This is a genomic window from Streptococcus varani, assembly GCF_001375655.1.
In the GTDB taxonomy this organism is placed as follows: domain Bacteria; phylum Bacillota; class Bacilli; order Lactobacillales; family Streptococcaceae; genus Streptococcus; species Streptococcus varani.
In genome coordinates this window covers 435,437-456,054 of record NZ_CTEN01000002.1, presented here as the reverse complement: position 1 = coordinate 456,054, position 20,618 = coordinate 435,437, and the positions used below count along the sequence as shown (strand labels likewise).

16 protein-coding genes, 2 pseudogenes and 1 riboswitch are annotated in these 20,618 nt (G+C 40.4%); of the genes and pseudogenes, 10 read left to right on the top strand and 8 right to left on the bottom strand.

All coding sequences use genetic code 11. The annotated features are described in order from the left end of the window. Positions 1–521: 521 nt before the first annotated feature. From BN1356_RS05795 to BN1356_RS05780, 4 genes are read right to left on the bottom strand one after another with little or no spacing between them, the layout of a single operon-like run. On the bottom strand, positions 522–1,184 hold the full coding sequence (locus tag BN1356_RS05795; protein WP_425423516.1) for an amino acid ABC transporter permease: 663 nt from the start codon (positions 1,182–1,184) through the stop codon (positions 522–524). A gap of 14 nt (positions 1,185–1,198) precedes the next feature. Next, the gene (locus BN1356_RS05790; protein ID WP_093650445.1) at positions 1,199–1,885 is read right to left on the bottom strand and encodes an amino acid ABC transporter permease; all 687 of its coding nucleotides are present in this window, start codon (positions 1,883–1,885) and stop codon (positions 1,199–1,201) included. 12 nt (positions 1,886–1,897) lie between these two features. Then, entirely contained in the window at positions 1,898–2,737 is an 840-nt protein-coding gene (locus tag BN1356_RS05785) for a transporter substrate-binding domain-containing protein (RefSeq protein ID WP_093650444.1), read from the bottom strand. 9 nt (positions 2,738–2,746) lie between these two features. Further along, positions 2,747–3,532 (bottom strand): amino acid ABC transporter ATP-binding protein, encoded by a 786-nt coding sequence (locus BN1356_RS05780; RefSeq protein WP_093650443.1) that lies wholly within the window; start codon positions 3,530–3,532, stop codon positions 2,747–2,749. Between the two features lie 247 nt (positions 3,533–3,779). Here BN1356_RS05780 and BN1356_RS05775 point away from each other — a divergent pair, with 247 nt between their 5' ends. After that, positions 3,780–4,742, top strand: coding sequence for a DUF3114 domain-containing protein (locus BN1356_RS05775; protein WP_093650442.1), 963 nt, complete (start codon positions 3,780–3,782; stop codon positions 4,740–4,742). A gap of 10 nt (positions 4,743–4,752) precedes the next feature. Here the strand turns inward: BN1356_RS05775 and BN1356_RS05770 are convergent, their stop codons facing one another. Then, a complete protein-coding gene (locus tag BN1356_RS05770; protein ID WP_093650441.1) occupies positions 4,753–5,427 on the bottom strand; it encodes a hypothetical protein in 675 nt (224 codons plus the stop codon). A 179-nt stretch (positions 5,428–5,606) separates the two neighbouring features. Here BN1356_RS05770 and yycF point away from each other — a divergent pair, with 179 nt between their 5' ends. From yycF to BN1356_RS05755, 3 genes are read left to right on the top strand one after another with little or no spacing between them, the layout of a single operon-like run. Then, positions 5,607–6,311, top strand: coding sequence for a response regulator YycF (gene yycF / locus BN1356_RS05765; protein WP_093650440.1), 705 nt, complete (start codon positions 5,607–5,609; stop codon positions 6,309–6,311). Further along, positions 6,304–7,653, top strand: coding sequence for a cell wall metabolism sensor histidine kinase VicK (gene vicK, locus BN1356_RS05760; protein ID WP_093650439.1), 1,350 nt, complete (start codon positions 6,304–6,306; stop codon positions 7,651–7,653). Before yycF ends, vicK begins: the two co-directional genes overlap by 8 nt. 6 nt (positions 7,654–7,659) lie before the next feature. Continuing rightward, positions 7,660–8,460 (top strand): MBL fold metallo-hydrolase, encoded by an 801-nt coding sequence (locus BN1356_RS05755; protein ID WP_093650438.1) that lies wholly within the window; start codon positions 7,660–7,662, stop codon positions 8,458–8,460. 178 nt (positions 8,461–8,638) lie between these two features. Here BN1356_RS05755 and BN1356_RS05750 read toward each other — a convergent pair whose 3' ends face one another. Continuing rightward, positions 8,639–9,895 (bottom strand): ISL3 family transposase, encoded by a 1,257-nt coding sequence (locus tag BN1356_RS05750; protein WP_176694241.1) that lies wholly within the window; start codon positions 9,893–9,895, stop codon positions 8,639–8,641. A 473-nt stretch (positions 9,896–10,368) separates the two neighbouring features. On the opposite strand from BN1356_RS05750, the pseudogene BN1356_RS13085 reads away from it, so the two are divergent. Continuing rightward, positions 10,369–10,542: pseudogene (locus BN1356_RS13085) on the top strand (ATP-binding cassette domain-containing protein); the annotation flags it as partial. A gap of 386 nt (positions 10,543–10,928) precedes the next feature. Here the strand turns inward: BN1356_RS13085 and BN1356_RS05740 are convergent. Then, positions 10,929–12,176, bottom strand: a pseudogene (locus BN1356_RS05740) (ISL3 family transposase); the annotation flags it as partial. Positions 12,177–12,649: 473 nt separating this feature from the next. Between BN1356_RS05740 and abc-f the strand changes: the two are divergent. The 5 genes from abc-f to BN1356_RS05715 all read left to right on the top strand — a co-directional run bounded on the left by abc-f (position 12,650) and on the right by BN1356_RS05715 (position 19,797). After that, on the top strand, positions 12,650–14,038 hold the full coding sequence (gene abc-f, locus BN1356_RS05735) for a ribosomal protection-like ABC-F family protein (protein ID WP_093650435.1): 1,389 nt from the start codon (positions 12,650–12,652) through the stop codon (positions 14,036–14,038). A gap of 130 nt (positions 14,039–14,168) precedes the next feature. Further along, positions 14,169–16,241: a penicillin-binding protein PBP2B gene (pbp2b, locus tag BN1356_RS05730; RefSeq protein ID WP_245620308.1), complete on the top strand. Its 2,073-nt coding sequence runs from the start codon at positions 14,169–14,171 to the stop codon at positions 16,239–16,241. A 10-nt stretch (positions 16,242–16,251) separates the two neighbouring features. Continuing rightward, a complete protein-coding gene (recR, locus tag BN1356_RS05725) occupies positions 16,252–16,848 on the top strand; it encodes a recombination mediator RecR (RefSeq protein WP_093650434.1) in 597 nt (198 codons plus the stop codon). Between the two features lie 210 nt (positions 16,849–17,058). Then, a complete protein-coding gene (locus BN1356_RS05720; protein ID WP_093650433.1) occupies positions 17,059–18,516 on the top strand; it encodes a flotillin family protein in 1,458 nt (485 codons plus the stop codon). Positions 18,517–18,750: 234 nt separating this feature from the next. Beyond that, the gene (locus tag BN1356_RS05715; protein WP_093650432.1) at positions 18,751–19,797 is read left to right on the top strand and encodes a D-alanine--D-alanine ligase; all 1,047 of its coding nucleotides are present in this window, start codon (positions 18,751–18,753) and stop codon (positions 19,795–19,797) included. A gap of 51 nt (positions 19,798–19,848) precedes the next feature. On the opposite strand, the gene BN1356_RS05710 is transcribed toward BN1356_RS05715, so the two are convergent. Next, the gene (locus BN1356_RS05710; RefSeq protein ID WP_093650431.1) at positions 19,849–20,415 is read right to left on the bottom strand and encodes a folate family ECF transporter S component; all 567 of its coding nucleotides are present in this window, start codon (positions 20,413–20,415) and stop codon (positions 19,849–19,851) included. Between the two features lie 50 nt (positions 20,416–20,465). Continuing rightward, positions 20,466–20,556: riboswitch (THF riboswitch) on the bottom strand. Positions 20,557–20,618: the final 62 nt, after the last annotated feature.

Sequence of the window (20,618 nt, the reverse complement as noted above, 5' to 3'; positions counted from 1 at the left end):
TCCAACTGCGGAAATGCTCGTTTTTTCTATTCTGAAGCTACTTTTTGCCCAGCCTCTATTTTTATACGATAACCAAAGAAAATTAAAAAATGGATAAAGAAAAGTGGAGCAGACATACCTAATGGTAGACAAGAAGCTTTATAGTCATTTGAATAAAAGTTGATACGTCATCATTTTCTACTTGCTCTACTCTAGTTAAAAGAAACTTAGTTCCCTCTATTTCCAACCTCAAACAGTCTATTCTCAGACAGTAAGGTAAACCGCCTATCGTCAGTTTTTATTTCCCGCATCCAACAATCTATTCCGAGACTGTAAGGTAAATCGCCTGTCGTCAGTTTCTATTTCCAACCTCTAAGAGTCACTTCCCTGACTGTTGGAGCAGCCTGCGTCTCAATTCTTAGTCTTAAAGTCAGTTCATTCGTTTCTAATAAAACATCCCTTAGGATTTTAAAAGAGTTTGAGCAGTGAAAAAGCGAAGCCTCGTTAAACAGAACCCGCTTTTCTTTTTTTGAAAATTTAGATCAACTCATTGCTTTTTCCCATTTCTTGCTTAGATAGCGGGAGAATTGGGAGATAGCGAAGTTAATGACAAAGTAAATGAGGGCAATCACCACATAGAGAGTGAAAACTGCTGTGGTTTCAAAGTTGCGTCCCATAAGGATTTGGCTGGCCCCAAATAGTTCTTGTAGGGCAATAACAGAATAAAGGAGACTGGTGTCTTTGATAACCGTTACGAACTGTGAAATGATGGAAGGCAGCATTTTGCGAATAGCCTGTGGCAGGATGATATAGATAAGAATTTGGAAGTGATTAAAGCCTTGTGATAGCCCTGCTTCCGTTTGCCCTGTATCGATAGAGTTGAGGCCACCTCGGATAATTTCAGCTAGTGCAGCGGAAGTAAACACTGTGAAAGCTGTCAGTCCAGCTTGGGTTGACTTGAGTTGGAAGACCAAGAAGATGGTAAAAATCCAGAGCAAGTTGGGTACATTGCGGACAAACTCGATATAGATAGAAGAAATCCAGCGAAAGAGAAGATTTTTTCCATTTCGCATGACGGCAAGGATGGTCCCTAAAATGGTAGACAAGACGATGATAATGGCGGACATATAAAGGGTCAAACCAAGTCCACTAAGCAAGAAAGATAGGTTGGTAGGTGACAAAACATTTAAAATATCTGTTAACATACGAATCTCCTTTCTTAGTAGGCTTCTTTATTCTTAGCTTCCCAACGACGGGCAAAGGTTGCCAAAGGGAAACAAAGGATAAAATAGAGGATAGCTGCTGTCAAGAAGGGTGGAATGTAGTTGGAATGGACAGCAGACCAGTGTTTGGTCATGAACATAATATCCACCCCACCGATGATAGCAACAGTAGAGGTATTTTTAATGAGATTAACAACCTGGTTGGCCATTGGAGGGAGGATCGTTCGGATAGCTTGTGGTAGAACGATTAACCGCATGGTTTCAATATAGGTAAAACCTTGTGAAAGGGCCGCTTCAGTCTGACCAACTGGTACTGCCTCAATACCAGTCCGAATAACCTCAGCGATGTAGGCACCGTGGTAGAGTCCAACACAGATGACTGCCGTCCAGTAGATAGAAGGCATGAGAACAAAGTTGGAAATCAAAGGTAATCCATAGTAAATGATGACAAATTGCACCAAGAGGGGTGTGTTTTGGTAAAATTCGACATAGACACGAGCAATAAATCGCAAGAGTTTGCTTTTTGTCGTAGAGATGGCACCGAAGACTATTCCAAGAAAGAGGGCAGTAACTAATGCACCGATGGAAATGAGGAGGCTGAAGAGGAAACCGTGAGCAAACTGCTCCCAGTCCTGAAAGAAAGTTGCCCAAAGATCAGCGTTAAATATTTGTGTAAAATCCATAGTGGCTCCTTTCTAATCGCTAATTTCTGTTACAGGGGTCAAGCCAAATTTATTATAAATAGTTTGTAAAGAACCATCTTTGTTCCAGTTTTGAACAAGTTGATCCAAATAGTTGGCTAACTCAGTATTGGACTTTTTGGTTACGATTCCGTATTCAGATGGTTTGTACTGGATGTCCAAAAGTTGGTTTGATTTGCCTAAGAAGGCTGAGAGGATAGATTGGTCAATGGAGAAGGCATCAACACGTCGAGCTGCCAAGGCTACAACGACTTCAGAGTTGGAACCCAATTCACGGAAGTTGAAATGAATGCCTTTTTCAGCAGCGATTTCTTCTAGCAAGCCCCACTGAATAGAACCTTGAGTGACACCAATAGTCATGCCATCCAGTGCTTCCCAATTAGATGCGATTTTACTATCCTTGCGAACGAGGAAACCAACAGCATCTGTATAGTAGGGTGTTGTGAAATTATAGAGTTCTTTGCGCTCATCGGTAATGGTAAAGGTAGCGATGACCATATCTAGCTGACCATTATCTAAGAGTGCCCCACGGGTCTGAGCAGTAACAGGTGTAAATTCGATTTTAACACCCAACTCTGCGGCTACTTTTTTTGCAATCTCAATTTCCATACCGGTGTATTGCATATTTTCTGGGTCGCGGTAACCAAAGTTTGGCAGGTCCTGTTTCACACCCACTCGCAAAACACCACGATCTACGATATCTTGTACACCCGCTGCTAATGGAGCGGATGACTTACTGCTAGTCGTTGCACCTGCCTGTCCTAAAAATGATATAGCTAGCAAGAGCAGAAGCAGGGGTAGCAATACAAGTGCTAAATATTTTTTCTTGAACATAGTATCCTCCTAATCTTCATCAACTAGGTCATCGGTTTCTGAGACCAATTCACTGGTATGGTTGAGGATTTTGCTGAGGAATTGTTGAGCACGTGGCTCGGTTGGATTATCAAAGAATCCATTGACATCAGTTGTGTCAACCAAAATTTGACCCTCAGCCATAAAAACGACACGGTCAGCAACTTCTCGAGCAAAGCCCATCTCATGAGTCACGACAACCATGTTCATGCCACGTTTGGCCAGTTTGTTCATAACAGTTAGAACATCACCAATCGTTTCTGGGTCTAGAGCAGAAGTAGGCTCATCAAAAAGCAGGAGCTCAGGCCTCATAGCAAGTCCACGGGCGATAGCGATACGTTGTTTTTGTCCACCTGATAACATGGCTGGATACGAGTCTTTGCGGTCCCACATGTTAACATAGGATAGGTATTTTTCAGCTCGTTTTTCAGCTTCTTGTTTAGAAAGTCCCAAAACTTTCATGGGAGCAAGTGTAATATTTTCTAACACTGTCTTGTGAGGGTATAGATTAAAGTGTTGGAAGACCATTCCTACTTCTTTGCGGAGGTCAACTAAATCCTTGTTACTGGCAGTTTCAACATGGTGACCGTTAACAACTAAAACACCACTGTCAATGCTTTCGAGTGCATTGATGGTACGGATGAGGGTCGATTTACCAGAACCAGAAGGGCCTAAAAGGACAACAACTTGTCCCGCTTCTAGGGAGAGATTAATATCACGCAAGGCATGATAATCTCCATAATATTTATTGACGTCTTTAAATTCAACTAAAGCCATAGTGTACTCCTTTTCTTATCTCTAATAATATGTCATAAAATGTAACACGCAGTAAATAGTATACAAGAAAAATTAAAAAATGTCAAATTTTCTGAATATTTAGCACTGGTCAATTATGACAAATCATTTCTGTTGGACAGATCTTTTTACAACTGTATTCCCCGTTTTTACAAGAAAAAGACCTTTCCAATGCTATGAAGAGCTAGAAATACTACCTTTCTGAGATCTTTTTTGCTATAATCTCCTTATGATAATTGCTGATAAAGATTTTTGGATTTTTTGGGAAGAATCCAGGAAAAAATTAAAGAAGGACAAGGCTAGACAAGTCTTAGAGGAATTGATGGAGATTGCTCAGATGCCAGATGATTTATCTGGAGATTTGAGCGAAAATCAGTACTTAGTCAAAAGGATTGCTCCCGATTTACCGCCTCATCATGTCTTTTGGCGGGACTTATCCAAACTTGTCAATCTAGCTTTTCCACAGAATAGTTTGAGCCAGCCAGGGACACTGCAAAGGCAGGTACACCAATTTCGTTATGTCATCTCTAGCCAACAGGCCCAGTATATTCGCCGTTATTATAAGAAAAGTCATATGACAGATGGTCAGGCTCTGGCCTCCTATCTTAAGGAAAGAAGGATTTTTTCTTACTATCTCAATGAACCCTCTCGTTTCCATAATAAAGTAGCGATTTCAGATGGAAGTCTCCATTATCCTGGAGGCAAAGAATCTTATAATATCAAAGTTTTATCCAATCAATTTCATAGCGAATTTATCCTATCTAGTCATGGGAGTTTTCTCAACGAGGTGGATGCAGAAGTAGTAACAGAGGAAGGTATTGTCAATGGGGCTAGCTTTAATTATGGTCGTTTCAGTCGCCACTGGCAGTTAGATGTTGATCCGGTTGGCCCACATGATCCTATTTTTCGAAAGAAAATGAGCAAAGGTTTTCAAAGTCCCAAAAATTCAAAAAAGAGATTTGGATGCAAATTGGCTGATGATTATGAACGAAGTTATTTTAATCCAACGGGCCTTTATGCAAAGGATGGAGCTAGCCATTTTAAGTGGGTTCGGAAAGAAAGTAAGAGCTTCAAAGGCCAAATCAAATCTCTGGGCAGAGACGGAAATCAACAAAGAAGTGTTTTATCTATTTTTCGCAAAATAATGGCTCCTATTTTCCGCATCAGCCAGCGAATTTTTCCAAAGAAATAGAAAAGGAAGTTCACCAGACGAACTTCTCTTTTTTAATATAAACAATCACTAAGTACATGATTCCGTAAGCTAAACCAATATAAAGGAATGTGAGCCAGCTGAGATAACCATGTCCAGTAAAAGCATAAATTAGTTGAAAAACAAGGGCAGTTACTAAGGGGCTGTAACGATTACTAGGATAGAGGTAAGTGATGAGGCCCTGACAGCCGATAAAGATGAAAGGTAAGAAGATATAAGTGCAGAGATGGGCCAAGAGACTATTGGCATTCTGTGACATATACTGAATAGTTACTACGTAAACAAGGACAGTACTAGAAATACAATGAATCGGAAGTAACCACCTTTGCTTGGGGTCAGCAAATTTAAGATGAAAAAAACCTATTAGATAGCCAATCACAGTCGGTATCAGTATGGTTCCAAAAGCTAAGGGAATTAGACTGAAATCGAGCGGCCATGTCCAAGAAAGAATCAACAAAAAGAGGCTATAAACTAAGCTGACACCTAAGGGATAATAGAAGAGATAGCCGTAACGTTTAATTACCAAGATGGGAAGGATAGTATAAACTAGAGGCACAAAGAGAATTTGACCAAAAAAAGGTGAAAATAAAAGGTAAATGAGAGGGATGACTAGAAAAGAGACTGCGACGATAAAGGTTTCTAACTTCCAATGTCTGCTAGTTTTCATACTTACTCCTTAAAAAAGAAAGCTTTTTTACTAGTATATGAAAAAAATCACAAAATAAAAAGAAAAATCTTGTATTTTTGAAGAAATAAGTGTGACATCTGGAAGAAGCATATCTAAAAAATGAAAAAAACGCAAAGATTTGCTATAATAGCTTAAGAAAACCAAAGGAACAGAGACTCATGAAGAAAATTCTTATCGTTGATGATGAAAAACCAATCTCGGACATTATCAAGTTTAATATGACCCGAGAAGGCTATGAGGTTGTGACCGCTTTTGATGGTCGTCAGGCCTTGGAAATTTTTGAAGCAGAAATACCAGATATTGTCATCTTAGACTGGATGTTGCCGGAGATTGATGGACTAGAAGTGGCTCGCAATATCCGCAAAACAAGTAATGTTCCTATTCTTATGCTTTCAGCAAAGGATAGTGAATTTGATAAGGTTATTGGATTGGAAATCGGTGCAGATGATTATGTCACCAAGCCATTTTCAAATCGCGAACTACAGGCTCGGGTTAAGGCACTCTTGCGCCGCAGTGAGTTGTCTGAGACACAAGTAGATTTAGAAGTTCCTGGTGGTGCAGAGCTGGTTATTGGTGATTTAGTCATCTTACCGGATGCCTTTGTTGCTAAAAAACATGGGAAGGAATTGGATTTGACCCACCGTGAATTTGAATTGCTCCACCATTTGGCCAATCATTTGGGCCAAGTCATGACCCGTGACCATCTTTTGGAAACAGTCTGGGGTTACGATTATTTTGGAGATGTTCGGACAGTTGATGTGACGATTCGTCGACTGCGTGAGAAAATTGAGGACATTCCAAGCCGGCCAGAATATATTCTGACTAGACGGGGTGTCGGGTATTATATAAAGGCAAATGATTAATCAATTACGTTATTTATTGACGACCGCTGAATTTTGGTTTATCGTCATCATTATTGGCTTTGTGATAGCCCTAGCCTTTATGGTTCTTGAAAACCATCGGGATAATAAGCAGATTAAGGTCCTCAATCAAAAGGTCAAGGAATTGATAGCTGGTGATTATTCGGATATCTTGGATATGCGTGGTAGTCCAGAAATCACAGATATGACCAACTCTCTCAATGATTTGTCTGAAGTGATTCGCTTGACTCATGATAATTTGGAGCAAGAGAAGACGAGGTTAAGTTCCATTCTATCCTATATGAGCGATGGAGTGATTGCCACAGACCGTATGGGTCGGATTATCATGATCAATGATATGGCTCAGAAGCAACTAAGTATTACGGCAAAATCAGCTGAACAGATCAAATTGCTTGATTTATTGGATATAGAGGAAGACTATAGTTTCCGTGATCTCTTGGCTCAGACGCCTGAGGTGGTCATTGATCATGCCGACGATCATGGAGAGTACACGCATCTACGGGCCAATTTTGCGACCATTCGGAGTGAGAGTGGTCTTATTTCTGGTTTGGTTATGGTCTTGCATGACATGACAGAGCAGGCAAAGGAAGAGCGGGAGCGTCGTCTTTTTGTCTCCAATGTCAGTCACGAACTTCGCACTCCCTTAACCTCTGTTAAATCCTATCTAGAGGCCCTGGACGAGGGCGCTTTGACAGAGCCGGTTGCCCCAAGTTTTGTTAAGGTTTCCCTGGATGAAACCAACCGTATGATGCGCATGATTTCAGACTTGCTCAGTCTCACGCGTTTTGATAATCAAGTTAAGACCATGGAGTTTGAACTGATTAACTTTACAGCTTTTGTCACCTTTATTCTTAACCGCTTTGACCAGATGAAAAGTCAAAATATGGACAAGAAATACAACATTATCCGCGATTATAAAATTGCGCCTGTCTGGGTAGAAATTGATACGGATAATATGACGCAGGTCTTTGATAACATTTTAAATAATGCCATTAAGTATTCACCAGATGGTGGCAAGATTACTTTTAGTATGAAAACAACGGAAACACAGCTTATCATTTCTATTTCAGATGAGGGTCTGGGAATTCCTAAAGAAGATTTACCAAAGATTTTTGACCGTTTTTATCGAGTAGATAAGGCACGGTCCCGTGCTCAAGGTGGCACCGGATTAGGTTTAGCCATCGCCAAGGAAATTGTCAAACAGCACAAAGGCTTTATCTGGGCTAAGAGTGAATATGGGCATGGTTCAACTTTTACCATTGTCCTACCATATGCCAAGGATGTGACAGTAGAAGATTGGGAAGAAGTAGCAGAGGAAGAATAGGAGCAGATGAGAAAAGGATTTCAATATAGTATATTAGCATCTGGATCCAGTGGGAATTCCTTCTACTTGGAAACAGATCAGAAAAAAATTTTAGTGGATGCTGGACTTTCTGGGAAAAAAATTACCAGTCTCTTAGCAGAAATCGATCGAAAACCAGAAGACTTAGATGCTATCTTGGTGACGCATGAGCATAGCGACCATATTCACGGTATCGGAGTCTTAGCCCGAAAGTATCACTTGGATGTCTATGCCAATGAGGCTACCTGGCAGGCTATGGATGCCAAATTAGGTAAGATAGATGTGGCTCAAAAACATATTTTTGAACGCGAGAAAGTGATGACCTTTGGTGATTTAGATATTGAGTCTTTTGGTGTGAGCCACGATGCAGCTGACCCTCAATTTTATCGCTTTATGAAGGATGATAAGAGTTTTGTCATGCTGACAGATACAGGCTATGTCAGTGATCGTTTGGCAGCTATTGTGGAAAATGCGGATGCTTATCTGATTGAGTCCAATCATGATATAGAGATTTTACGAGCTGGTTCCTATTCTTGGAATTTGAAGCAACGGATTCTATCTGATAAAGGACACCTGTGCAATGAAGACGGAGCAGAAGCCATGATTCGTAGCATGGGAAATCGGACCAAGAAAATCTATCTTGGTCATCTCTCTAAAGAGAACAACATTAGAGAGCTGGCCCATATGACCATGACTAATGAATTGGCTCAGGCTGATTTGGGAGTTGGCATAGATTTTAAGATTTATGATACCTCGCCAGATTCAGCGACTAAGCTGACCAGGATTTAGTTGAAATTTGGCGTCAAATTTGCTAAAATAAGGATAAATACATAAGATATGGAGGCAAGTCGTCATCATGAACAATAACTAAACCGAGTTGTTATCGGAACCTTTCAAAAAAAGAAGGGGGAAGACTGCACTGATTGGTTTAGAGGCTCTTTGTCAACTGTAGTGGGTTGCTGAAAAGTCATAACCTGGAGAGGACCAACTTGGTTCTCTTCTTTTTGATGTTCAAAGCGATGAGAATTCTTAATTTAAAGTTGTCAAAGTTCCGGAAACCAAAGGCATTACGCTTAATGACTTTGATGAGGTTGTTAGTAGCGTCTAGTTTGGCGTTTGAATAGGGGAGTTCTAATGCGTTAATGATCTTGTCCTTATCCTTCAAAAAGGTTTTAAAAATAGTTTGAAAGATGGGATTTACGCTGGGAAGCAGCTCCTCAATGAGGTCAAAGAAATGTTCAGCTTGCTTCTTTTGAAAATGAAAAAGCAATAGTTGGTAAAGTTCATAGTGTTCTCGAAGTTCCTGCGAGTAAGAAAGTAGTTTTTTAAGAATCTCTTTGTTGGTTAAATGCATCCGAAAAGTAGGGCGATAAAAGCGTTTATCGCTGAGTTTACGGCTATCCTGTTGAATGAGTTTCCAGTAGCTTTTTAGCGCCTTGTATTCATGAGATTTTCTGTCAAACTGCTTCATGATTTGGATGCGCAGATGGTTCATGGCCCGACTCATATGTTGGACGATATGAAAGCGATCGAGGACAATTTTAGCGTTTGGAAATAATTTTTTAGCGATATCGTAGTAAGGACTAAACATGTCCATAGTGATGACTTTGACTCGGTTTCTCACCTGTCTGGAATAGCGGAGGAAGTGATTGCGAATGGTCGTTTGTGTTCGTCCATCTAGAATAGCTAAGATAGTAAGCGAGTCAAAATCTTGTGCGATGAAGCTCATTTTGCCCTTCTTGAAACTATATTCATCCCAGCTCATGTGAGCTGGGAGCCAAGTTAGGTCAGTCTTGAATTGGAACTCCTTGAGTTTGCGAATGACTGTTGAAGTGGATACGGCCAAGCATTCAGCGATGTCTGTCATAGAACCTTTCTCAATCAGCTTTTGAGCAATCTTATGGTTAACAATAGCTGGTATTTGATGATTCTTCTTGACCAGAGAAGTTTCTGCGACAGCTATTTTTCCGCAATCCTGACAACGAAAACGACGTTTCCTTAAACGAATTAAGGTCTTATATCCAGCACATTCCAGATAGGGGATTTTAGATTCTTTTTGGAGGTCATATTTAGCCATCTGACCATGACAGTTGTGGCATTTAGGAGCCGGATAGTCAAGTTTAGCGATGACTTCTTTATGAGTTCCAGCGTCCACATAATCTGAAATGGTGATATTAGGGTCTTTTATTCCAAGTAAGTTTGTGATAAAATCAAATTGTTCCATATGAGTCTTTCTAAAATGATGGTTTTGTCGCTTTTCATTATAGGTCATATGGGACTTTTTGTATACACTCAAAAAGGCTCCATAACCTCCATAGTGGTCTGACCCACTACAGAAATTATAGAGCCGAGTTCATGGGGAGCTTGTCTTTTTTTGCTACCTGAAAATCAATGCGGATAGTTGCTGTTTATATAGTCGAATGAATTAGCTTTAGGATTGGGAACTGAGGTGCAGGCAGCTCCAACAGTCAGAGGAGTGACTGTTGGAGGTTGGAAATAGAAGGAACTCAGTTTCTCTCAACTGGAGTACGGCAAGCTGATAGTGACAACGTTTTGAAGTTAATTCAAAAGACTATAACTTTCTTTTGCAAATGTGATTTCAGGTAATGCTTTTTTACAATCTCCAACCATGTTTTCAGACTTTAGAGGCATGGTTTTTGTATTTCTAAACCTCGTTTTACAGAAAAAGAGGTTATTATGAAGGTCTTAGAAGGGCATCAAATTGAAAAAGAAGTGGTGGGTACCAAACTCTTTAGCATTCCACAACTTCAATTACATACAGGACAAAAAATAGGTTTGATTGGAAATAATGGTGTGGGGAAGACGACACTCTTAAAGATGATCATTGGAGAAGATAACGAATATTTAGGGAATATCCGTTTGTTGGCTGATATTGCCTATCTTGCGCAAGTGAAGGAGCAGGAGGCTTTGTCAGGAGGTGAGCAGGTCTTGCAGGCTCTAAAAGTGGCCTTATCACAAGGTCCAGCTTTCTTGCTTTTGGATGAACCTACGGCAAATTTAGATAGGGGAAATCAGGAGTGGCTGTTGCATCAATTGAAAGGGTATCGGGGCTGTTTATTGGTAGTCAGTCATGATAGGGCCTTTCTCAACCGGCTGGTAGATGAAATATGGGTATTGGAAAACCAATCTTTGCTCACTTACAAGGGAAATTATGACCAAGTAGAAGAAATTAGAAAAAGAGAACGAGAAGGACAGTTCCATGAGTTCATAGAATATAAGGAAAAGGTGCGAAAATTAGAGAGGACCAACTTGGTTCTCTTCTTTTTGATGTTCAAAGCGATGAGAATTCTTAATTTAAAGTTGTCAAAGTTCCGGAAACCAAAGGCATTACGCTTAATGACTTTGATGAGGTTGTTAGTAGCGTCTAGTTTGGCGTTTGAATAGGGGAGTTCTAATGCGTTAATGATCTTGTCCTTATCCTTCAAAAAGGTTTTAAAAATAGTTTGAAAGATGGGATTTACGCTGGGAAGCAGCTCCTCAATGAGGTCAAAGAAATGTTCAGCTTGCTTCTTTTGAAAATGAAAAAGCAATAGTTGGTAAAGTTCATAGTGTTCTCGAAGTTCCTGCGAGTAAGAAAGTAGTTTTTTAAGAATCTCTTTGTTGGTTAAATGCATCCGAAAAGTAGGGCGATAAAAGCGTTTATCGCTGAGTTTACGGCTATCCTGTTGAATGAGTTTCCAGTAGCTTTTTAGCGCCTTGTATTCATGAGATTTTCTGTCAAACTGCTTCATGATTTGGATGCGCAGATGGTTCATGGCCCGACTCATATGTTGGACGATATGAAAGCGATCGAGGACAATTTTAGCGTTCGGAAATAATTTTTTAGCGATATCGTAGTAAGGACTAAACATGTCCATAGTGATGACTTTGACTCGGTTTCTCACCTGTCTGGAATAGCGGAGGAAGTGATTGCGAATGGTCGTTTGTGTTCGTCCATCTAGAATAGCTAAGATAGTAAGCGAGTCAAAATCTTGTGCGATGAAGCTCATTTTGCCCTTCTTGAAACTATATTCATCCCAGCTCATGTGAGCTGGGAGCCAAGTTAGGTCAGTCTTGAATTGGAACTCCTTGAGTTTGCGAATGACTGTTGAAGTGGATACGGCCAAGCATTCAGCGATGTCTGTCATAGAAGCTTTCTCAATCAGCTTTTGAGCAATCTTATGGTTAACAATAGCTGGTATTTGATGATTCTTCTTGACCAGAGAAGTTTCTGCGACAGCTATTTTTCCGCAATCCTGACAACGAAAACGACGTTTCCTTAAACGAATTAAGGTCTTATATCCAGCACATTCCAGATAGGGGATTTTAGATTCTTTTTGGAGGTCATATTTAGCCATCTGACCATGACAGTTGTGGCATTTAGGAGCCGGATAGTCAAGTTTAGCGATGACTTCTTTATGAGTTCCAGCGTCCACATAATCTGAAATGGTGATATTAGGGTCTTTTATTCCAAGTAAGTTTGTGATAAAATCAAATTGTTCCATATGAGTCTTTCTAAAATGATGGTTTTGTCGCTTTTCATTATAGGTCATATGGGACTTTTTGTATACACTCAAAAAGGCTCCATAACCTCCATAGTGGTCTGACCCACTACAGAAATTATAGAGCCGAGTTCATGGGGAGCTTGTCTTTTTTTGCTACCTGAAAATCAATGCGGATAGTTGCTGTTTATATAGTCGAATGAATTAGCTTTAGGATTGGGAACTGAGGTGCAGGCAGCTCCAACAGTCAGAGGAGTGACTGTTGGAGGTTGGAAATAGAAGGAACTCAGTTTCTCTCAACTGGAGTACGGCAAGCTGATAGTGACAACGTTTTGAAGTTAATTCAAAAGACTATAACTTTCTTTTGCAAATGTGATTTCAGGTAATGCTTTTTTACAATCTCCAACCATGTTTTCAGACTTTAGAGGCATGGTTTTTGTATTTCTAAACCTCGTTTTACAGAAAAAGAGGTTATTATGAAGGTCTTAGAAGGGCATCAAATTGAAAAAGAAGTGGTGGGTACCAAACTCTTTAGCATTCCACAACTTCAATTACATACAGGACAAAAAATAGGTTTGATTGGAAATAATGGTGTGGGGAAGACGACACTCTTAAAGATGATCATTGGAGAAGATAACGAATATTTAGGGAATATCCGTTTGTTGGCTGATATTGCCTATCTTGCGCAAGTGAAGGAGCAGGAGGCTTTGTCAGGAGGTGAGCAGGTCTTGCAGGCTCTAAAAGTGGCCTTATCACAAGGTCCAGCTTTCTTGCTTTTGGATGAACCTACGGCAAATTTAGATAGGGGAAATCAGGAGTGGCTGTTGCATCAATTGAAAGGGTATCGGGGCTGTTTATTGGTAGTCAGTCATGATAGGGCCTTTCTCAACCGGCTGGTAGATGAAATATGGGTATTGGAAAACCAATCTTTGCTCACTTACAAGGGAAATTATGACCAAGTAGAAGAAATTAGAAAAAGAGAACGAGAAGGACAGTTCCATGAGTTCATAGAATATAAGGAAAAGGTGCGAAAATTAGAGAGGGTTGTACAGGAAAAGAAGGTCAAAGCCAAGAAAATGACCAAAAAGAAGAAAACAGTCAGTCGGTCTGATTGGAAGGTCAATTCGCGATTGGGAGCTTATGACGGTAAGGAAAAGGCCTTGGGCAAGTCAGCAAAGGCGATTGAAAAACGGATTGAATCCCTGGTTAAGGTGGAGAAACCACAAAAAGAAGCCTGGGTAAAGTTAGAAACAAAGGGGCAATTGGTCAGATCTGCTCACCGCTTGCTTCGTCTAGAAGAGGGGACGGTCTGGCGGGATGGAAATTTCTTGTTTTCACATGATCGTTTTTCTGTGGCATTTGGTGAAAAGATAGGTCTTTTGGGAAGGAATGGAAGTGGTAAGACAAGCTTTGTCCAGCAGATCTTGATGCAAAAATTGCCAGGCTACTATTCACAAGACCTTAAAATCGCTTATTTTTCTCAAAATTTACAGGAGTTAGATCCGAGTAAAACAGTCTTTGAAAATGCGCGTCTAGATTCTCTTCAAGATAGGGTGACCATTTTAAATCTTCTAGCTATGCTAGGTCTACGTTATGACAAGGCCCAAAAGAAAGTTTCTCAGCTTTCTGGAGGTGAGATGGTACGTCTATTCTTGGCGAAAGTCTTGCTGGCTGATGCCAATCTGTTGGTATTGGATGAACCAACAAATTTCTTGGATTTGACAAGTATTCTAGCTTTAGAAAGCTTTTTACAGCAGTATCCTGGGAGTTTGATCCTGATTTCCCATGACGAAATCTTTTTGAAAAAATGTGCGTCAACATGCATGAAAATCGAGAATGGTCAGCTTAGAATAGTGGATGATTGATGTCATTTAACTGATCCAATTGTTTGAGAGAATCCGAAAGAATGGCTTCCAAAATTTGACAGAAACTTTGGGAGAAAAATCTAGTTCTGTGATATAATAGATAGGAATTTTTCTAGAATGAGGTTGTCAAGTGACTAAGAACAAGAATTCGCGTTTGGGAAAAAGAAATAATTTCATCCCCAGTCGATTGAATATTTTATTTTCCATTGTTATTTTATTGTTTTCCATCTTACTTGTTCGTCTGGCTTATATGCAGATTATCAACACGAAGTTTTATAGTGACAAACTAGAAACAGCCAGCCAAAAAACAATTACCAGGAGCTCTGTTCGTGGTCAAATTTATGATGCAAAAGGCCGACCTCTGGTTGATAATAAGGTTGTGCAGGTAGTCTCGTTTACACGTAGCAATCGGATTACTGCCACTGAAATGAAGTCAATTGCTCAAAAATTAGTAGAATTTGTAGCTGTTTCAGAAGTCAATGTTTCCCGTCGTGATAAGGCTGATTATTACTTGGCGGATAGTGCTGTTTATAGTGAAGTTGTCAAGGCTTTGCCGCGTGAGCAACGTTTTGATACAGATGGAAATTTATTGCCAGAAGCGACAGTCTATAGCAATGCTGTGGATAGTTTAAAAGAAGAACAGTTGCAGTTTTCTGAAGAGGAAAATAAGGCTGTTGAGCTCTTTAGCCAGATGAATGCAGCCGCTTATTTCGAGACAGTCAATTTAGCTACGGAGCCCTTGTCAGCCCAGCAAATTGCTTTTATTGCAGCCAACGAAGACAAACTTCCAGGTGTATCAACAAATAGTAACTGGAATCGTGTGGTCTTGCCCACCTCTCTTTCGTCAATTATCGGTACGGTAACTTCTGAGCAAGCAGGTATTCCAGAAGAGGAAGCTGAGGCTTATTTGTCCAAGGGATATTCTCTCAAAGACAGGGTAGGGACGGCTTACCTGGAAAAACAATATGAAGACAAACTACAAGGTCAGCGAGAAATTAAGCATATTAACTTGGATCGACATGGAAATGTGGAGACTATTGAGACGACACAAGAAGGTAGCAAGGGCGATAACATCAAACTGACCATTGATTTAGAGTTTCAGGATAAGGTCAATGAAATTTTGAAAGGTCACTTTGAGAGTGAGCTGTCAAGGGGGAGTGCTCTGTATTCTGATGGAATTTATGCAGTCATTCTCAATCCACACACTGGTGCTGTCCTTGCCATGGCTGGCTATAAGCATGAAAAAGGCACTCAAAATATCCAAGCAAATACATTGGGAACTGTGACAGATACTTTTGTTCCAGGTTCCATTGTAAAAGGTGCTACCATCTCGACAGGATGGGAAACAGGGGTCATTCAGGGTAATCAAGTCCTGAGAGATCAGCCCATTCAATTTGCAGGTTCTGCTCCCATTAATTCTTGGTTTACTGTCTATGGGAACCGAAATATTAATGCTGTCGAGGCTCTCCAGTATTCCTCTAATACTTATATGGTACAGATTGCTCTTAAAATGTTGGGACAGCCCTATGTTCCCAATATGGTCCTAAACCAAACAGATCAGTTAGCGGTAGCTATGGAAGAAATGCGGTCTGGTTTTGGTCAGTATGGCTTGGGTGTGGCAACAGGCATTGATTTGCCTCTAGAGTCAACAGGCTATATCACAGAAGATTTTACAATCGGCAATTACTTGACTAATGCCTTCGGTCAATTCGATAACTACACTCCAATGCAGATGGCCCAGTATGCGGCAACCGTCGCAAATGGTGGAAGTCGGATTTCTCCTCATCTAGTAGAAGGCATCTATGGCAATAAGGAAGATGGTTCTATGGGTGATAAGATTGAGGAGGTCAAAGGTCAGGTTCTCAACCAAGTCAATATTTCTCCAGAAAACATGGGTATCATTCAAGAAGGATTTTATCAGGTTGTTCATGGTGCCAGTGGTTTTTCAACTGGTACCTCCATGGCTAATTCGAGTCTATCCATCAGTGCCAAAACGGGTACTGCTGAAACATTTGTCACCAATAAAGATGGTCAGGTTCAAAGTGCAGTCAACACTAATATTGTAGCTTATGCACCAAGTCATGATCCCAAGATTGCTGTGGCTGTGGTTCTCCCAAATCTAACAGATTTGCAGTCCAAAACTAGTCAAGCAATCATGACCGATATTGTCAACCTTTATAACTCGCTCTATCCCATGAATTAAGGAAAAACATATGCTCTACCCTACCCCAATTGCTAAATTGATTGAATCCTACTCTAAATTACCCGGAATCGGTGTTAAAACGGCCACTCGTTTGGCCTTTTACACCATTGGTATGGAAGATGAAGTGGTCAATGAATTTGCTAAAAATTTACTGGCTGCCAAACGGGAACTTTCCTACTGTTCTATTTGCGGTAATCTGACTGATCAAGATCCTTGTGCCATTTGCCAAGATGAAACAAGAGATCAGTCTATCATTCTGATTGTGGAAGATAGTCGCGATGTTTCCGCTATGGAAAATATCCAAGAATACCACGGTCTTTATCACGTCTTGCATGGTCTGATTTCGCCAATGAATGGCATCGGTCCAGATGACATTAATCTCAAGACACTCTTGACACGCCTCATGGAAAATGAGGTGGAAGAGGTGATCGTGGCCACTAATGCCACGGCAGATGGCGAAGCTACTTCTATGTATATCTCTCGCGTTCTCAAGCCTGCTGGCATCAAAGTGACGCGATTGGCTCGAGGTTTGGCAGTAGGAGCGGATATCGAGTATGCGGATGAAGTCACCTTACTTCGAGCTATTGAAAATCGAACAGAATTGTAACCATAATGAAACCCTTGAGGAAATTATGGTTTTTTTCAACCTTTTTTATAAAATATGATAGAATAAAAGTGTAAAAAAATAGTTCCAATACTCAAAGAAACTCAAAAGTAGATGAGGCAAAGCGACGCAGACATACCTAGTGGTAGGCAAGGAGTTTTAACAAAATCTAATGTTGGTTTTCAAAGAGTATAAAAAATAAAGGAGAACAATATGTATTTAGCTTCATTCATTCCCATTATTATTGTCGGGGTCGTCATCTTAGTCGCATTGGTTATTTTTTTTGCTGGCTTTGTTTCAGCTTCCCCGGGAGAAATCAAGGTTATCTCCGGCCCTCGTGGTCAACGGGTCATTCAAGGGAAGACCGGCTGGAAGATGCCCATTATCGAACGTGTGGATACTATGACGGCTGGTATGATCTCAGTTGATGCTAAAACAACTGATTTTGTTCCAACCAATGACTATATTAATGTTAAAGTAGACGCAGCTGTTAAGGTAAAAATTGGCACAGAGCGACCAGAACTTTTCCAATCGGCTACTCGAAATTTCTTATACAAGAAACAAGAAGATATCGCGGATGAGGTTCGGGATACTTTAGAAGGTCACCTCCGGGCTATCATTGGTCAAATGAAGTTGGAAGCCATTGTAACCAACCGCGCTTCATTTTCTGAGAAAGTTCAGGAAAATGCAACCAAAGATTTGGAAGAAATGGGTCTGGAAATCGTAGCCTTTAACATCCAAGGCTTAATTGATGAAAAGGGCGTAATTGAAAATCTAGGGATTGATAATACCGAGCAAATTCGAAAAGAAGCTGCTAAGGCTAAAGCCCGTGCTCAACAAGAAATTGCAGAACAACAAGCTGCTTCAGATAAATTGGCCAATGATGCTCGTGTAGCAGCGGATTTGGAAATTGCTCAGAAGCAAAATGATTTGGCTAAACGTCAAGCTGCCCTCAAAGCTGAAGCCGATACTGAGACTGCCAAAGCTGATGCAGCTTACTCAATCCAACAACAGATTCAGCGAAAAGATATTGAGCGAGAAACAGCCGAAGCCAATATCGTCAAGCAAGAACAAGAAGCGCTGGTTAAGGAACAAGAAGTTAAGGTACGTCGTCAATCCCTTGAAGCTGAAGTCAAAGCTCAAGCAGATGCAGAACGCTATGCCCAAGAACAAAAAGCTCAAGCAGACTTTTTCAAACGTCAGAAGGAAGTGGAAGCCGAAGCTTACGAGCGGACTCAACAAGCCCAGGCGGATAAAGAAGCCATGTTAGCTGAAGCGGATGGTATCCGTGCCAAAGGGGAAGCTGAAGCAGCTGCTATCGAGGCTAAATTGTTAGCAGAAGCGCAAGGTCTTGAGAAGAAAGCAGAAGCTATGGCTAAGATGAATCAGGCGGCCGTCCTTGAAATGTACTTTAATGCTCTGCCCGATGTTGCCAGAGCCATCGCAGAACCACTGACTAAGATTGACTCCATTACCATGTATGGCGAAGGAAATTCTGCTAAGATGGTAGAAGATATTACCAAATCTATGACCCAGGTCCAATCGGGTCTCAATGATTCTGTTGGTATCGATGTCAAACAATTGATTAATACACTGGTTGGTATCAAGACAAGTAGCCCAATCATCGAGCATGCAGTAGAAAAAGGCATGACAGATGCCTTAGAAAAATAAACGAAATTTTGTGAAAAGGATCTTTCATCCATATCAAAAAAAAAATGAAGATTTTCTTTGTGAAAAAGGCTTACAAGCAATTTTTTCAGAATCTTGCTTGTAAGCCTTTTGCTTTTTTAACCTTTTCTACATAGTCCACCTTTTATAAAGTAATGAGATATTTTCCTTTTTGAATCTTACCGTAAATTATGATATGATAAGCGGTGACGAGAAATTTCTACAAGGAAGAACAAGATGAAAAAACAAAACTTGATTTTATTATATGGAGGTCGTTCTGCCGAGCGCGAGGTATCGGTCCTTTCAGCTCAGAGTGTCATGAGAGCGGTCAACTATGATAAGTTTTTTGTGAAAACTTATTTTATTAGTCAAAGCGGTGATTTTATTAAAACCCAGGAATTTGGCAGTAAACCATCTGATGATGAAAAACTCATGACCAATGAAACGATTGTGATGAGGCAGAAAATCAAAGCCAGTGATATCTATGAAGAGAATGCGGTTGTCTTTCCGGTCCTCCATGGGCCTATGGGAGAAGATGGATCTATCCAAGGTTTCTTAGAAGTTCTTAAAATGCCTTATGTGGGCACAAACGTCCTGGCTTCAAGTGCTGCGATGGACAAGATTACCACTAAGCATATTTTAGAATCAGTTGGTGTTCCCCAGGTGGCTTATTCAGTTTATATTGAAGGGGAAGATTTGGAAGAAAAAGTAGCGGAAACGACTGCTAAGCTGACCTTCCCAGTCTTTGTCAAACCAGCCAATATGGGATCATCAGTCGGTATATCAAAGGCTGAAAATGAAGACCAATTGCGAGAAGCCATCCAACTGGCTCTCAAATACGATAGCCGAATTTTGATTGAGCAAGGAGTTCATGCTCGTGAAATTGAAGTGGGTATCCTTGGCAACCAGGATGTTAAAACAAGCTTGCCTGGTGAAGTGGTTAAAGATGTGGAATTTTATGATTATCAAGCCAAGTATATTGATAACAAAATAAGCATGGATATTCCTGCCAAGATGAATGAGTCAGACATGGAAACGATGCGAAACTATGCTAACCAAGCCTTTCGTGCACTGGGTGGTTGCGGTTTGGCTCGGTGTGACTTCTTCTATACGGAGGAAGGTCATATTTACCTTAATGAACTCAATACCATGCCAGGCTTCACCCAGTGGTCTATGTATCCTCTTCTTTGGGAAAATATGGGCTTAGCTTATTCTGATTTGATTGAAGAATTGGTCCGCTTAGGTCAAGAAATGTTTGACAAACGTGAAAGCCATTTGATTTAAAAAGGAAATATAAAAATCGGAAGATGGATGTGAGTCTTCCGATTTTTTATGCTATTTCTTAAGTCCCATTAACTTACGAAGTTCTGGAATACGTTGAACTTGAGGTAAGATTACCATGAGAACAAAGATACGCACTGGGATTTCAAAAATTTTAATCCAACGACCCGCGATGAATTGGGCCATAATAGGTGTTTTGAAATAGGTTTGAATCAAGAGCGGTGTCAAAATCAAGGAACCCAAGATGGTAATGATGCTGACAACTATGGAAACATAGATCCAATCTTTCTTTTGGTTGTATGAGATTTCACGACCATAGAAAAAGAAACCATAGAGTCCAGAAATGAAGGCATCCATAAGAGTCCATAGAGGAATAAAGCTAGCTGCATTTGATGACAAGAGCATAGTCAGAAGATCTTCAATAGCACCTGTCAGAAAAGCATAAATTGGTCCAGTAATAGTACCCATGATGGCATTGACAATGAAGCCAAAACTGATCACTAACTGATTATGAATCAGGGTTAACTTGAATTGATCAACCACATAAGCCAAGGCAATCAGCATGGCAATTGTCACCAAACGCTGGGTGGTCAACTTTGGCATTGGAAAATATTTTTGCATAAAAAGGCTCCTTAAAATAGTCTGGAGCTGTTCGTTCAAGTTTTCTTGACAACAGCGGATGCAATGATTCACCGCGCACTAGGCTTCGTTGTGTGACGACATCCCATTCACACACACTTAACGCGAATCACTTACTCTGTGCAGATTGACTGCTAGTCTATTTTACCACAGAAGACCTTAAAAAAATAGTCCCATTATGTACA